The sequence below is a fragment of the Rhodovibrio sodomensis genome, from assembly GCF_016583645.1.
GTDB classification, from domain to species: domain Bacteria; phylum Pseudomonadota; class Alphaproteobacteria; order Kiloniellales; family Rhodovibrionaceae; genus Rhodovibrio; species Rhodovibrio sodomensis.
Map to the genome: position 1 here is coordinate 1 of NZ_NRRL01000129.1, position 13,786 is coordinate 13,786.

Here is a 13,786-nt window from a genome sequence, read left to right on the forward strand (position 1 = left end):
GTACAGACGCGATCGCACCCGCCTGGCGCGCCTGGGTCGATCCAATGGCCAGGCTCGTGACGGATGCGTTGCCAGCCTACCGCCGGATCGGCCAGTCCTACCCCAGCCATCTGACGGTCAACCATTCAAAGCGCCAGTACGCCGGGACCGACGTTGACAGCGGCGAGCGCGTTCACGTCAACACGGCGGAGTCGTATCACGCGCTGTTGCGGCGCATGGTCGTGGGCGTGCATCACTGGATCAGTGGGAAACACCTCGACCGCTATGCAGCAGCGACACACGCGTGGAATCACCGGACGCGTGACACGGCTACATTGATGTCGCTGCTTGCGCGACCGGCAGAGCCACTGCCGTTCCGGGTGCTGACGGCATGACGGCGTCAGCGATCCACCGCACCGACCTGCTGCCAACGGCGACAAACCCCGGCAAGGAAGCCGCCGTGCGCGACTTGCCACGCGTGTGGCGCCGGGCAGCGGAGGCCGTTGCCGCCGACCAGTGGACGCGCTTCTTCCGCGACGGCGGGTTCCGCAAAAACCTGTCGGCGTCTCAAGAGGTCGCAGCGCCCGGCGTCGCCGCGGCGAAAACGGAGGTCGGCGCCCAGCGCCTCCAGATGGTCCGCTACCAGGTCGTCGGCACGCTGACGTCGTTCATCTCCAACCGCCAGAACGACTTCGCCGAGATCGTGGGACGGCACGAGGCGTTCGACGACCGGACAAAGCACATGCTCCGGGTCGTCAACAAGGCGCAAGCCTGGTTCGACCGGCGCCGCGAGATCGTCATGCCGGACACGGGCGAGCCGATCCCGGACGATGTCCGCGATCTGGCGCGCCGGATCATGAAGCACGTGCTGAAGCAGCACCGCAAGCCGTCCTTCAAGCGCGCCAACATGGTGATCGACCGCCGGCAGGCGACGCTGGCCAGTGCGGCAAACGCCGCCACCTTCCCGCTCTGGCTGCGCCTGGGCACCCTGGATAAGGGCCGGCGGATCGAGATCCCGCTGCGCCCGTACCCGTACTTCGAGAACCGAAAAGGCCAGCGCTGCCAGACGGTCCAGGTCAACAACGGCGACGACGGCGCGCTCCGGGTCGGCGTGATCACGGACGTCGCGGAGCCTTTCGCCGAGGCGCGCGCGACCTACACGCCGTTGCGCGACAACCTGTCGATCGACTTCGGTCTGTCCACGTTCGTCGCGAAGGACGCAGGCGACCTGATGGGCCGCGACGCATTGCGCCATCTGGAAAAGCTGGACAAGCGCATCTCCACGATCGCCCGGCACCGGCAGAAGGCCGGCCTGAAGGTCCGCTCGCCCCGGTATAACCGCGCGGTACGCCAGCTCCGGGGCTGGCTGAAGACCGAGATCAACCGGATCCTGAACCGGCTCGTGCTGCTGCGAAAGCCGGCGCATCTGACCGTGGAGAAGCTGGACTTCCGACATCCCGGCCTGTCGAAGCGGATGAATCGGATCCTGACCAACTGCGGTCGCGCGGCGTTCCGGGCCAAGCTGCAGGACCTGGGAGAACGCTACGGCGTGACGCACACCGAAGTGCACGCCGCTTACAGCTCGCAGAGCTGCTCGCACTGCGGCTGGGTCGAGAAGAACAACCGCCGCAGCCAATCGGAATTCCGGTGCCGCTGCTGCGGCCACCGGATGCATGCCGACGTCAACGCGGCGCGGAACCTGGGGGCACGACGTTCGTGTTCCGTGATGGGTAACCCGCGCCGGACCCGGCGTGCCGTCCTCGACGAGGCGCTCCGGCGCTTTGCCGAGCGAAAGCCGTGCCGTCCGCCCGAGGCGGCGTCACGGCGATCCCCTGGGCGGGGCTCCAGGGGTGACCCGGATCGATCTGACTCTCAGGCGGGTCCGGGGATCGCGTTGCCGAGCACACAACCACAAAATCTTGTGGCTGCAAGCGCAAAGCAATAATGCCCATGTAGGCCACGTTGGCCAGTCGTGATAGCGGCCTCAGCGCGGGCCAACCCGATGGTGCGGATCACCGGCTTCATTCGCCCGTTTTGGTGGGCCAACGGATCTTCGACCTCCGCGCGGACGGCTGACCTTGCCGGGGTCCGAAGGGGGGGCTTTGGCCATGCGGCGAGGCGTGGGCTCGCCCTTCGGCTTACGGCGATGGATTCGGATGAGCTTGCCGATCCCTGCGAGGGTGCGCTCGGTCTTCGCGAACCGGCCGGCGCTGTCGACCCAGACGTTGGGTGCCGTATTCCTCGTGTCGATCGGGCCCTCGTGCAAGCGGGCGGCCTGATGCGCGGCGGCTTCCCCAACCGTCTGCAAACGGAGGATGCCGTGCCGGCGGTCCATAGCGATGTGCGATTTGTAGCCGAACGTAGGGATCGCGATGTCGATGCGCGGGCTGCCGTCTTCGGCTCAGGCGTCGCCGTCGTTCGTCCGCCAGCCGGAGAGCAACGGTGTGGCCGATGCGGTTCTTCCGAACCTCTAAGGAGCAACTGCTCTGGGAGCGGACCTTCCACATCCTGACGGAGCTACAGGACGTGCTGCGCGCGTTCCGGGTGTGGTACACCGCCAACTGGCTCAACCAGCGCCACGGCCATCGAACGCCCGATCAGGTGCGCGCCAATCAGCCCGTACAAGTCATGGCCGACAGACACCTGCCGGTGGCAGCCTGAAGGCCATGACACGGTGTCCGACATCTGTCCCGCACTGCTCCGTCCCCCAGTGTCCGTCTCGGCCCCCTCCGATCGCGTCGCCATGAGGCCGAGATCAGCCGCTCATGCCACACCGGCCCACCGTTGACAAACGTGCACAGACAACTCTCAGATGATAGCCTAGCTTGAGTCCTGTGACCGTAAAGACGGGGATAATCCGTGGATTTGACGAACGGCCGTATCAGCCCGAGTGATCGCCTGGTTACGAAACCGAGTTGGCGCCGAACTGGCTGGCGAGGGCTCGCTACGTTGCTCATCGTCGCCACGCTTGCAGGTTGCGGTGAAGGTGACCCCGACAAGACGGCCGCAGAGTACATCGCCTCGGCCAAAGAAGAACTCGCCGGGGACGCGTACGAGGCTGCGGTCATCCAACTCAAGAACGCGCTGAAGGCCCAACCCGAGAATGCCGCGGCGCGATTGATGCTTGGCAACGTATACTTACAGACCAACCGATTCGCCTCGGCGGAGAAGGAGTTTCGGCGGGCACGCGATGCCGGAGCGGCGCCAGAAAAAGTTCTCCCGCTACTGGCAGAGACGCTTAATCGCCAGAACAAACCAGCAGAAACTCTGAAGCTTTTTAAAGACGCCCCGCCGGAATTAGCTGAAAGCGAGCCGCTTCGTTTGACGCAAGTGGACGCCCTACTCGCGCTCGGCAAAACGGAGAAAGCTGCGAGCGTGCTCAGCCGGTTGTCGAGCGACCGTCCCGCGGTCCTTCGACGGCGGGCAACGCTTAAGGCTGTGCAAGGCGACGGTGAGCAAGCGCTGGAACTGGCTGCACGCGCCGCGGCGTCAAAGGAGGCCGGTGCCGGTGCCCACCTGCTCCACGGGCGCCTTCTGATGCGCTTCACGTCCGACATTGAGGCCGCTCGTAGAGCGTTCGAGAAAGCAACGGAGGCCGACCCGCGTTCCCCGACCGCCATTGTAGCCCTTGCCCGGGCACAGGTGCAGCTCGAACGCCTTGACGCCGCCGAAAGCACTCTTGGCCGCCTGCGCGACCTGGGTGTTTCAACGCCAGCCGCGCGCCATCTCCGGTCGGTTATCGCTCTCCAGCGCGGCGAGTATGAGGCAGCAAAGGACACCGCGGAAGCGCTGCTCGGAGAATTCCCAGACTACGCGCCGGCCGCCACGGTGGCTGGTCTCGCGCACAGCCAGTTAGGTAACCATGAGATTGCCATCGAAAGGCTCAATACAGCGTTGAGACCGGAAGGGCCGCCGTCACCAGCCGTGCTGGAAGGGCTCGCGCGCTCTAACTTGGCGCTTGGCCGCGCCGATAAGGCACTGGAGTACCTAGAACGCAACAATCTCGCCCAGAACGATCCGCGCGCGAGCAAGTTGGCCGCCGCCGCCGCTTTGGCCGGCGGCGATTACGTCAAAGGGATGAGCTTGCTGGAGCGCATTCTGTCCCGCGAACCCAACAACGTGGCAGCAGCGACAAGCCTCGCCTCTTTGAAGTTCGCGTCGGGCGAGCGTCAAGCCGGGCTCGATATCCTGCAAAAGGTATCAAAATCAGGTGTGCTCGAAGATACCGGCGCAAAAGCACGCGTGGCGCTGACATATCTTCGCGGTGGCGAGTTTGGAAAGGCACGGGAGATCGCCAAACAGCTGAAAGCCCAGACGCCGGATGCCCCTGCGGGCTATCTACTGGAGGGCTTGGCTCTTCAGGGGTTGAACAAGCGCGACGAGGCCGCCGAGCAGTTCGAAAAGGCTTTAGCCCGCGACCCTGGAAACGTGACCGCAAGTCTGTATCTCGCGGGAATCCGCCGGTATCAGGATCGGCTCGGTGATGCCGCGGAGGTTCTGGAAAAAAGCCTTGAAGCATCCTCTGGAAATCAGCAAGTCAAGCTCCAACTTGCGCGCGTAAGGATGGAGCAGGGCGATTTTGAACAAGGCGAAACCCTGCTCCGGGAAATCGTCAACGAACGTCCGGACGCTGTTGAACCACGGCTTATCCTCGCTCGTTTCTTGCTGACTAGAGGAGAAAATGCTGCCGCCCTCGATCAAGCGCAGCGAGCCGCAAACGCTGAGAACGACGTTTCACCCGAGGCGCTAGATGTTCTTGCGCGCGCTCAGCGGGCGGTCGGAAACAACGAAGCTGCGGTGGCGTCCTTACGCGAACTGACCTCAAAACGCCCGGAAAGCGCAGAAGCTCACTTTAGGCTTGCCGAGGCGTTTTCAGCCGTGGGCGATACCACGGGTGCCATCGCATCCCTGCAGCGGGTGGTTGGGCTCCGAGAGGACGCCTCGCGCGCCCGCCTGGCTTTGGCACGCCTTCTCATAAGAGATGCGCAACTCGACAAAGCCGATCGCCACATCCGTCAACTGGAACAGGGCCACCCCAAGGACGCAGCGGTTGCAGCGACCCGGGGCGCCTATCACATGGCGCGCGGTCAGATAGACCAGGCCATTACCGCGTATCAACGCGCCAACCAGCTTGATCCCCGTCCAGGGCGAGCAATGCTGATCGCCCGCCTTCAACAGGACCAGGGCCGAGGCAAAGACGCGCGCGCCACGTTGCAGAAGGCGCTCGAGGCCGCGAATCAGCCGGAAGAGACGGCAAGGCTCCACGCGGAACTCGCTGGGCTCGCCAGGCGGTCAGGGGATCTCTCCACGGCCCTGAAACACTACGAAGCCGCCCTAGAAAACCAACCGAATTCCGCCGCGTACCATAACGATTACGCGTGGACCCTTTGGCGGGCGGGTGAACCGTCGAAAGCGAGAAAACACGCCGAAAAAGCGCTTGATGCGGCGCCCGACAGCCCCGCGGTAAAGGACACGCTGGGTGTGATCCTTCTGGACCTTGGCGATGTCGAGCGCGCCGAACGGTTGCTGCAGCAGGCCGCGGACGCGTCGCCAGACCGCGCGGACTTCCAATATCATCTGGCGCAAGCAAAGGCTGCGGCAGGCAACAACGATGACGCGAAGTCGCTATTACAAGACATCGTCCAGAGCAATGACGACACTTACACGCCTCAGGCGAAACGTCTTCTTAAAACGCTGCGCGAGGAGTAAATGATACCAATGCCTGGTGAGTGCGACCCTTACGAGCGTCTTCTCGCTGGAATCGTACAAACTTCGTGTGTGGATGAGTTAGGCGCTGTCGGCGGTCCCGCGTTCAGTGTCGTTCCAGGTCCCTCGAACTCAACTTCCCAAAGCCCCCACGTCCGGGTCATAGGCGCCGCGCGGCTGGGTGATTAGCAGCTCCTCCGCGGTCATATCCAGCCAATCCAGTGACCTAGATACATTCTTTCCCAGGAGGGATCGGTTCCTAATCATGAAATCCACAACAGGGAACATAAGCCTCCAATATTTCTGATTCGCTTTTCCCTCGCGGATCAAGGAACAGAATTCGGGTGCATACGGGTTGTAGCCGAACTTCAAAAGGTCGGAGTACATCAGAAGCCATTGTATGGGATAGTTACTGTGGATCGGACTGGCGTTTTTCTTCCTGCGGACGAGCCCCATCTTCATCACGTCTTGCATGATTCGGTCCTGGTCATACGGCCAAGCATGAAAGGGAGCGATATACCGTGGGAATACTGTATCCGTTGGCCAGGCGCCCGGATTCCAGAACCGCGACAGTTCACTCTCATCGAAGTGGCCACTCGCCCGCAGAGCCGGTGGCGTCCAATCCGTGTAGCAGATCATGTCGCGGGAAAACTCAAATTCCATGCGCTCAGGCTCTGGCTGTCCTGGCGAATACCCTGCAAGCACCAGTGGAATCTGCTTTTCTACAGCGACACGCAGCGCATCGCCTTCAAAAAGGGGCGCATACACGTATGACAAAGTATACACAGCGCCCCTCGCTTCCTGGTTTTGCAGCAAATACCGGAAAAGTTTCGTATAAAAGCCATTGGATGGCTTATATACAATATGATCCACATTCAATACTTCTAACGTTTTCTGCATGTTGTCCCAAGCAGCGGCGGGGATATTGATGCCCGTAGTGAACGCGAGAATACGCAGGTGCCCGTAATTCTTGAGAGCGTTTAACAACCACAGACTGTCTTTGCCGCCGCTAAGACAAACAAGCACATCGTAGTCACCGCCGCCCCGTGCTCTACGCAGCGCTTTATCCAGTTCAGCTTGACGAGCCCTCAAGTTATCCGGCTTCGTCAAAGACGACTCGGCGCGACGCCCGCTGCAAATTTCACAAAGCTTCCGATCGTCCAGCGCCCCGCCGGGTGCCTCTGCTGGTAACAGGCAACGCTTACATCTCTTCATATCACATCATCCGCCGTTTCGATTGAACCCGCTTTGCAAGGAACGTTTCCTCAACCTGGGCTATTTGAGGTCCCAGAATGTCTCGTGCGGCCGGGCAATAAATGTTTTTCGACGCCAGCAGGTGCTGAGTTTTGTCGGCTCCGAAAGTTTGACGGTCCCGCGCGTAGGTTAGGAACATATCAACTGCGGCCGCTCTGCGCCGAATCAGCTCTTGGGGTGCCATCCGCATTGACGACACGAGGGCCTGTAGGACGCTGGCTGGCAGTTGCCTTAGCGGCGGCAAATCGACATCATGACGCGCTATACTCTCACGCACGTGCGCTGCTAGTGTGTCCGCATCGAGATATTTTTCCGAACCCGCACACAGGTGAAGCACACGCCCCGAGTAACTTTGGTCGAGGGCAGACCCAACGAGCGCCGCACTGACGAAGTCTGAGGGCACGACATCAATTGGTAAGCCTCGGAGTTTTGGAACGAAACCGCCCGTCATCAAGCCGGCAACGAATACAGAAAGGTGATAGAAAACCTGAGTTCTACGAACGCGACCGGTTTTGGCGTCCCCGACCACCATGCTGGGGCGGTGCACCGTCGTTGGCACTCCGTCTGTATGCGCAAAAACTGCGCATTCAGCCTCCCACTTGGCGCGTTCATACGTATTGTGAAAGCGCTTGGGGTTCAGACCGCGGCGCTCGGGAACCCGACCGCGCGTCGCCCCGGCGACGCCTATCGTGCTAACGTAGTCCAGTTTCTCTAGCTGACCCTGCCGCCAAGCCAGGTCGGCGAACGCCAAAATATTGACGGTCGGAACACAGATTTCCTCACGCGCCTGCTGGATGGGGAGCCCCGTCGAGACTGTGGCCGCAGCGTGGATTACGTGCGTGACGTTTCCGGCCAGCGCGTTGTAGTCATCCAGCTCCATGCCAAAGCGGTTCGCACCCAGGTCGCCCCACACCCCTTGAAATCTACCAAGCTCTCTTTCGGTCACCCCAGACGTTAACCAGTACGATTCAAGTTCGGCCGAACGTTGCTCAAATTTCTCTCGGCTCGATGCCCGAATTAACGCAACCACCTCGAAGCCTTCGCGAAGAAGCCGAGCCACCACCTCGCTTCCGACTGCCCCGGTCGCACCCGTTACAAAAAAACGTGTCATTATAAAACCTGTTTCACGAAAATGGTCGATTGCCGACCGGCCTCTTCAAGCCTTTGGTAAAGCTCCTCGATTTCACGTGAATAATGTTCGACAATTGCATTCTTACGTAATTTCCCGTTTGTTGTCTTTAATCCGGACGTTTCAGCGAACGGCCGATGGCTAAACACGATTCCCGCGATGCGCTCGTAAGATATCAACTCTTCATTTAGTCGCGTAATTTCAGGTATCGTTCCGGCCGGATCATCGCCACGTCCTACAATGATCGCCGTCACGACCTTGCGGTCTGCGCCAACAACCACGGCTTCGTTAACGGACGCATACGAACAAAGCTTTGTTTCGATTCTGGCCGCGTCGACCTTTCGCCCGGTAGACGTTTTAAACACGTCGTCCATCCGCCCATCGATGTAGAGGAACCCGTCGCGATCAAAGTACCCGCGATCCCCCGTCGAATAAAACCCGTTGCCATCAAAGCGCGCCGGTTCACCACCAAGGTAACCTGTGAACACGCCCGGACCTCTGACCTCGATCTCACCGGTATTCGCGATTCGCACGTCGTTTCCGGGTAATGGCTTCCCCACACTGCCTTGACGTCGCTCTGTCGATGAGTTGGCCGCTATGGGGACGAGGCTCTCACTGACTCCGTACGCCTCAAGCAACGCGATACCGCGGTCTTCAAAATGCCGAATGACGTTCCGCGAACTCGCCGCTGAGCCCGTTATCGCCAAGCGAGCGCGACCGCCTAAGTCATCCTCGCCGAGGGTCACGGCCTTTTCATAAAAGCGCGGGACCCCGATGACGATGGTTGGCTGTACGGTTTTGAGAGCCGTGAACACGTCCACTGCAAACGGCTTGTAAAACACCCGCATGTTCGACTGAAAAGACACCAGATTCATCATGCGCTGAAAAAGATTGTTCATGGGAAGCCAGCACAGGGTTCGATCATCTTGACGGATCGGACCGAGCGCATCTGCCACCCTTTTGATTGCCTCAAGTAACTGTCGGTGCGAATAGGCGATCGCTTTCGGACGACTCGTTGTACCGGATGTGAAGGTTACCATGGCCTCGTCGTCTAAGCCGCCCGTCGGTTCATCGGCCAAGCGCGTTGGCGCGTCAGCGAGAAGCTCCAATGTGCCGAGTTGGACGGTTGGAACCGGAAGCGCCCCCAGGTCATGTCTGTTTGTTAAGACACGCCTAATGTTCAACTCCGTGACCGTCGCAGACAGATCTGAGGCTGATAGCGCTGGGTCGAGCGCCACGACGCTGCTTCCAAGACGCCAGCAGGCGGCCTGAGCGACGTCCCAGGCAGGCCCGTTGTCAGCACACAGTCCAATGCGGGCGTTGTGGGGTATACCGGCCCGGAAAAGGTGCTCCGCAGCCCGTCGAGCGTATGCGGACAACTCAGCCGCATTCAATGAGCCGTAGTCATTCTCAAAACTGCCGGTTTCGCGTGGCGGCATGCTCATCTATCTTTACCTGATTGCCTTACCTTGATCCGAAGACCTGTTATCCAAGTTTATTAGAGCATAAACGACGCATGCTAACGGTGTGTTGAGGCGCGGTGACCAAGCTAGTCGTTCGAGTCTAACTTTTGGTGCCCGCGCTTCACCGCTGCGATGATCCGATCTGGATCGGCGGTCCAGACGAATGGTTTCGTAGCTTGGTTGTACTCGGCCACGAAGCGATTGATGGCGGCCTGGAGATCGACGAGCGATCGGACCAGGCCGCGCTTCAGGCGGCGTTTGCTGAGCTTCGCGAAGAAGCCTTCCACGGCGTTCAACCAGGAGCAGGACGTCGGGACGAAGTGGAAGGTAAAACGCGGGTGGCGGGCGAGCCACGCGCGAACCTTCGGGTGCTTGTGGGTCGCATAGTTGTCCACGATCAGGTGGATGTTTTTGTCCGGCGGTGTCTGGCGATTTATCTGGTTGAGGAAGCGGATGAACTCGTCGTGCCGATGGCGCTGCATGTTCTGGCCGATGACGGTTCCGTCGAGCACGTTGAGGGCCGCGAACAGGGTGGTCGTGCCGTGGCGCTTATAGTCGTGGGTCATCGTGCCCGCGCGCCCCTTCTTGAGCGGCAGACCCGGTTGGGTGCGGTCGAGGGCCTGGATCTGGCTCTTCTCATCGACCGAGAAGACGAGGGCATGCGCCGGCGGGTCCATGTAGAGGCCAACGACGTCGCGCAGCTTGTCGGCGAACGCGGGATCGTTGGAGAGCTTGAATTGGCGGACCCGATGGGGCTGCAGCCCGTGCCTATGCCAGATCCGCTGGACCGAGCTGATGCTGATCCCGGCGGCCTCCGCCATCATCCCGCCGGTCCAGTGCGTCGCCTCCTTGGGCGGTGCTTCGAAGGTCAGCGCCAGGACGCGGTCGATGACCTCTTGATCGAGCGGCGGGATGCGCGAGGGCCGCGTCTTGTCGCGCAACAGCCCGTCCACGCCTTCCTCCGCGAAGCGTTCCTGCCAGCGCCAGACGCAGTTCTTCGACTTGCCGGTCGCGCGCATGATGGCGTTGGTGCCCAGACCGTCGGCTGTGCAGAGCACGATCTGCGCCCGCCACACGTGTTTTTGCGGGGTGTTGCGATCCCGGACGACGGCCTCGAGACGATGGCGGTCATCCGGGGAAACCTCGAAATCGATACCGGTGCGCATGCCGCAGATTCCCACGCGGTGGCCGCCAGGGGGATCCCCTACGGGACCCACCTGTTAGGCCTGAACCACTAGATAGGTCCATGCAAGCCGCCCGGCTTGCGTTCAGTGAGGTGGACCCGTTGTCTCTGCGACAACGCCGGGGCTTCAGTGCGTTAGACGTTGGGGCCCTCGGTGTGTGCCGGCGTCTCGCCGGGGGCGAGCATAGCCGACGTGGGTGGCGGATTGTCCAGCCCTTGTGCGGCTTGCACCGCCGGCTGATTGGCGTGCGGGCTTGTGGTCGCAGGTTGCCCAGCGTCTGGGGCGGACGGTCGTCCTTGTAGAACGCCATCCAGGCGCCGATGGCGGTTTCGGCGTCGCTCACGGTGTCGTAGGCGCGGAGGTACACCTCCTCGTACTTCTGTCGCTGCTGCTGCAATTGTCCCCAGATGTGAGCCTGTTGCAGAATCGCACCTTCACGGATCGAGCGAGCCAAGTTCGGGTTCGCGTTTCAATTGACTCTGGTGCGCCAGTTTGACTCTATCTCAGGTGTAGGCGCATCCCTGAGGGAGACGGATAGGCGGGTTTCTTCCGCGCCCCGCACCGCCGCCAGCGATACCTTCTGCCGGTGGACATGATGGATTGGTTGCCGTCGGGCGATATCGTCCACTGGGTGGTCGACGCGGTGGAGCTCATGGACCTCTCGGCGTTCGAGGCCGAGCACCGGGTGGGCGGCGCCGGCCATGGGCGGCGCCGGCCAGGCGCCGTTCGCCCCGAAGGTCCTGTTGGCGTTGCTAATTTACGCCTACAGCCAGGCCGTGCGCTCCGCAAGATCGAGCGGTTGTGCGAGCGCGATGCCGGCTACCGCTTCATCATCGGCGAGCAGGTGCCGGATCACACGGTGATTGCGCGCTTCCGCCGGCGCCACAGCGCCCGCATGGCGGAGGTGTTCCGGCACGTTCTTCTCTATGACCCCAGCGCAACGCGTCGTGGATGCTGGGCGATGTCCGCAAATTTGTCGCGCAGCAGCACGCGAAAAATCTTTCGTGGCGCCCTACCGGAGCCGGCGCCCCAAGTTCACCAGTGAGGCGATCAGGGATCTGCGGCCCATCGAGCACATCCGGTTGTCGATTCCGCTGGCCCTAACAGGGGCTTCTCGCATGCGTCGCACTAGGTCCTGCGTGGGAAGGTGTTGACGAGCGCGGCGCAAATCGTCTCACCGAGCGGAAGGCCGGCCGCTGTTCTGCCCGATCACTGAGCGATGACGCCGTGAATCCGCAATAGGCGATTGTCAACTGCACACCGGCTTAACCCGATGCCCGCAGTACCGGCTTGCGGCCTATTGGGTGCGACCATGTGCTGGTCCGCTGATCGGGTCGCAAACACCGTGCGCGGCCCCACCGGGCTGGACGATCCGACCGCAGCGCCGGCTGATGTCGTCCGGTGCACCTTGTCGGGCCCCGTCAAGGGCACCAACGGCTCAATGCTCTAAAGCATCAGCGCTGCCGCGGCAAGCGCCGACCGCCCATCCAGGGTCAGGGCTGTTCACTGTTCGCGGGTAGAGTGAGTGGCCTCGCGTGAGGCGAGTCCGAGCGGCGGGTCATCCACCAGCAGTTCTAATTTTGGCTTTGGTCGTGGGCTCGTCGGTTCATCGCATCTCTTTGGGCAGGGTGGATAACAGGTGGGCGGGGGCGGCGCCGGCCTATATCACGGCGGTCGCGGCGGCGAGCGCTCGAAGGCCAGCGTCTCGACCAGGTGCTGCCACGAGGGGAAAATCAGGTAGGAGGTCAGCGCCTCCATGCGGTCGAAGAACTGGCGACGTGAGCTGACCTTTTGGCGCGCGCGCTGCCAGGCGCTTTCAGCGAGGTCGCAGACGGTGTGGAAGGCGAAGGCGAGCAGGTTGAGGACGACCAGGACGGCGTCGAGGTTCTGCTGGCCATGGCCGAAGTTGTGCTCGAGGTTATAGCCGCCCTGCTTGAGAACGTTGAAGCTCTCGTTTTCGATCTTCCAGCGTGCCCGGCCGCAGGCCGCGAGCGCGGCGACGTTGTCCCGATCGACGGGCAGATCGGTGACGAAGGCGTTGCGGTAGGTGACCTTACCTCGGCCGTCGCGGATCTCGACCTGCAGCCAGTTGACGGTCATGGCATCCCGGCTGTCGCGCAGCGGGACGTCGGGCAGCCAGGTGTAGCGGTAGATACGTTTCTTGCCGCCCCGTCGCTCAGTGACCTCATCGGCGTGCAGCTCAGCGCCGCGGAGGTATTCGTCGATCAGCTTGTGCGAGCCGGGCTTGCAGACGAACAGGAAGTGCCCGCCGGCCGCCAGCACGGCCTCGCAGGTGGGCTGGCGGGCGAACAGGTCATCGCCCAGGTAGATCGGCGCGAGCCGGCTGTAGGTCGCGCCGTGACGGTCCAGCCAGCGGTGCGCGGCCCGCTGCTCGCAGTCCTGCTTGTCCGCGCCGTCCTGCGGGGCGATGAACTCGGGCGCCAGCGGCACGACCTCCCGATGGCCGGGCGCCACTAGCGTCGCCGAGAGCATCGTATGGAAGTATTCGGTGCGGCCGTTGCTGCGCTGGCGCTGCGAGCAGTTGGAACAGTGGATCTTGCTGGAGGTGAAGTATTCCGTGCCGTCGAGGGCGATCAGCGTATGCCCGGCCAGCCGACGGAAAGGCGCCAGCCGGTCGGCCTGGTCGATCTCCTCCAGCACCGTGCCGAACACCGGATGGAAGGCATCCGGGCTGACAGGATCGAGCATGGCGCGGACATGGTTGTCGGTGGGAATGCCGTTGATGCCGAACAACGTCTCGCAGTTCGACCGGCTGAAGCCCTCGGCGAGTTGACGCTGGTGGGCCAGAAACGACGGGCTCTGCATGAAGAAGACCGAGAAGCCGGCCAGCGCGACGTCGCGCATGCTGTACCACGCGTTGTCGCCAACCCGTTTGTCGGGCAGACCGGCGCAAGTCCGGCCCAGGACATCAATTAGCCGCTCCAGTACCTGCATACGTGCAGAGAATCTGGGTTATTTGGCGCCGCCAAGGCCTCCCTGTCGGATCGATTCGATATGTCGCACCCCAACCTAGACGCGCAAGTGCGACTCAATTGCATTTAGATCTGCTG

Annotated in this window: 10 protein-coding genes and 1 pseudogene; 5 read left to right on the plus strand and 6 right to left on the minus strand. The window is 62.0% G+C overall.

The genetic code is table 11. The features are described from left to right. The 4 genes from CKO28_RS23750 to prsT all read left to right on the plus strand — a co-directional run. On the plus strand, positions 1–374 hold a 374-nt coding region (locus tag CKO28_RS23750; RefSeq protein WP_200343376.1), incomplete at its 5' end, for a transposase. Further along, complete coding sequence (locus CKO28_RS23755) at positions 371–1,924, plus strand: zinc ribbon domain-containing protein (protein WP_200343377.1); 1,554 nt, start codon at positions 371–373, stop codon at positions 1,922–1,924. The genes CKO28_RS23750 and CKO28_RS23755, both read left to right, overlap by 4 nt. 506 nt (positions 1,925–2,430) lie before the next feature. Continuing rightward, positions 2,431–2,640, plus strand: a complete 210-nt coding sequence (locus tag CKO28_RS23760) for a hypothetical protein (RefSeq protein WP_200343378.1) — start codon at positions 2,431–2,433, stop codon at positions 2,638–2,640. A gap of 288 nt (positions 2,641–2,928) precedes the next feature. Next, positions 2,929–5,688: an XrtA/PEP-CTERM system TPR-repeat protein PrsT gene (gene prsT, locus CKO28_RS23765; RefSeq protein ID WP_200343379.1), complete on the plus strand. Its 2,760-nt coding sequence runs from the start codon at positions 2,929–2,931 to the stop codon at positions 5,686–5,688. Positions 5,689–5,817: 129 nt separating this feature from the next. On the opposite strand, the gene CKO28_RS23770 is transcribed toward prsT, so the two are convergent. From CKO28_RS23770 to CKO28_RS29660, 5 genes and pseudogenes are all read right to left on the minus strand, one after another. Further along, positions 5,818–6,900, minus strand: coding sequence for an adenine nucleotide alpha hydrolase family protein (locus tag CKO28_RS23770; protein ID WP_200343380.1), 1,083 nt, complete (start codon positions 6,898–6,900; stop codon positions 5,818–5,820). Position 6,901: 1 nt separating this feature from the next. After that, entirely contained in the window at positions 6,902–8,050 is a 1,149-nt protein-coding gene (locus tag CKO28_RS23775) for an SDR family oxidoreductase (RefSeq protein WP_200343381.1), read from the minus strand. Further along, positions 8,050–9,513 (minus strand): AMP-binding protein, encoded by a 1,464-nt coding sequence (locus CKO28_RS23780; protein WP_207168914.1) that lies wholly within the window; start codon positions 9,511–9,513, stop codon positions 8,050–8,052. Before CKO28_RS23780 ends, CKO28_RS23775 begins: the two co-directional genes overlap by 1 nt. A gap of 104 nt (positions 9,514–9,617) precedes the next feature. Then, a complete protein-coding gene (locus tag CKO28_RS23785) occupies positions 9,618–10,697 on the minus strand; it encodes an IS630 family transposase (RefSeq protein ID WP_200343383.1) in 1,080 nt (359 codons plus the stop codon). 274 nt (positions 10,698–10,971) lie between these two features. Next, positions 10,972–11,094 (minus strand): annotated as a pseudogene (locus CKO28_RS29660) (integrase core domain-containing protein); the annotation flags it as partial. A gap of 213 nt (positions 11,095–11,307) precedes the next feature. On the opposite strand from CKO28_RS29660, the gene CKO28_RS23790 reads away from it, so the two are divergent. Continuing rightward, positions 11,308–11,760: a transposase gene (locus tag CKO28_RS23790; protein ID WP_242480780.1), complete on the plus strand. Its 453-nt coding sequence runs from the start codon at positions 11,308–11,310 to the stop codon at positions 11,758–11,760. Positions 11,761–12,380: 620 nt separating this feature from the next. On the opposite strand, the gene CKO28_RS23795 is transcribed toward CKO28_RS23790, so the two are convergent. Beyond that, positions 12,381–13,580 (minus strand): ISNCY family transposase, encoded by a 1,200-nt coding sequence (locus CKO28_RS23795; protein WP_200343385.1) that lies wholly within the window; start codon positions 13,578–13,580, stop codon positions 12,381–12,383. Positions 13,581–13,786: the final 206 nt, after the last annotated feature.

Excerpts from the sequence above, each read along its gene's own strand:
- CKO28_RS23755 (WP_200343377.1), top strand. The coding sequence starts at position 371 with ATGACGGCGTCAGCGATCCACCGCACCGACCTGCTGCCAACGGCGACA.
- CKO28_RS23760 (WP_200343378.1), top strand. The coding sequence starts at position 2,431 with ATGCGGTTCTTCCGAACCTCTAAGGAGCAACTGCTCTGGGAGCGGACC.
- CKO28_RS23770 (WP_200343380.1), bottom strand. The coding sequence starts at position 6,900 with ATGAAGAGATGTAAGCGTTGCCTGTTACCAGCAGAGGCACCCGGCGGG.
- CKO28_RS23775 (WP_200343381.1), bottom strand. The coding sequence starts at position 8,050 with ATGACACGTTTTTTTGTAACGGGTGCGACCGGGGCAGTCGGAAGCGAG.
- CKO28_RS23780 (WP_207168914.1), bottom strand. The coding sequence starts at position 9,513 with ATGAGCATGCCGCCACGCGAAACCGGCAGTTTTGAGAATGACTACGGC.
- CKO28_RS23785 (WP_200343383.1), bottom strand. The coding sequence starts at position 10,697 with ATGCGCACCGGTATCGATTTCGAGGTTTCCCCGGATGACCGCCATCGT.
- CKO28_RS23790 (WP_242480780.1), top strand. The coding sequence starts at position 11,308 with ATGATGGATTGGTTGCCGTCGGGCGATATCGTCCACTGGGTGGTCGAC.
- CKO28_RS23795 (WP_200343385.1), bottom strand. The coding sequence starts at position 13,580 with ATGCGCGACGTCGCGCTGGCCGGCTTCTCGGTCTTCTTCATGCAGAGC.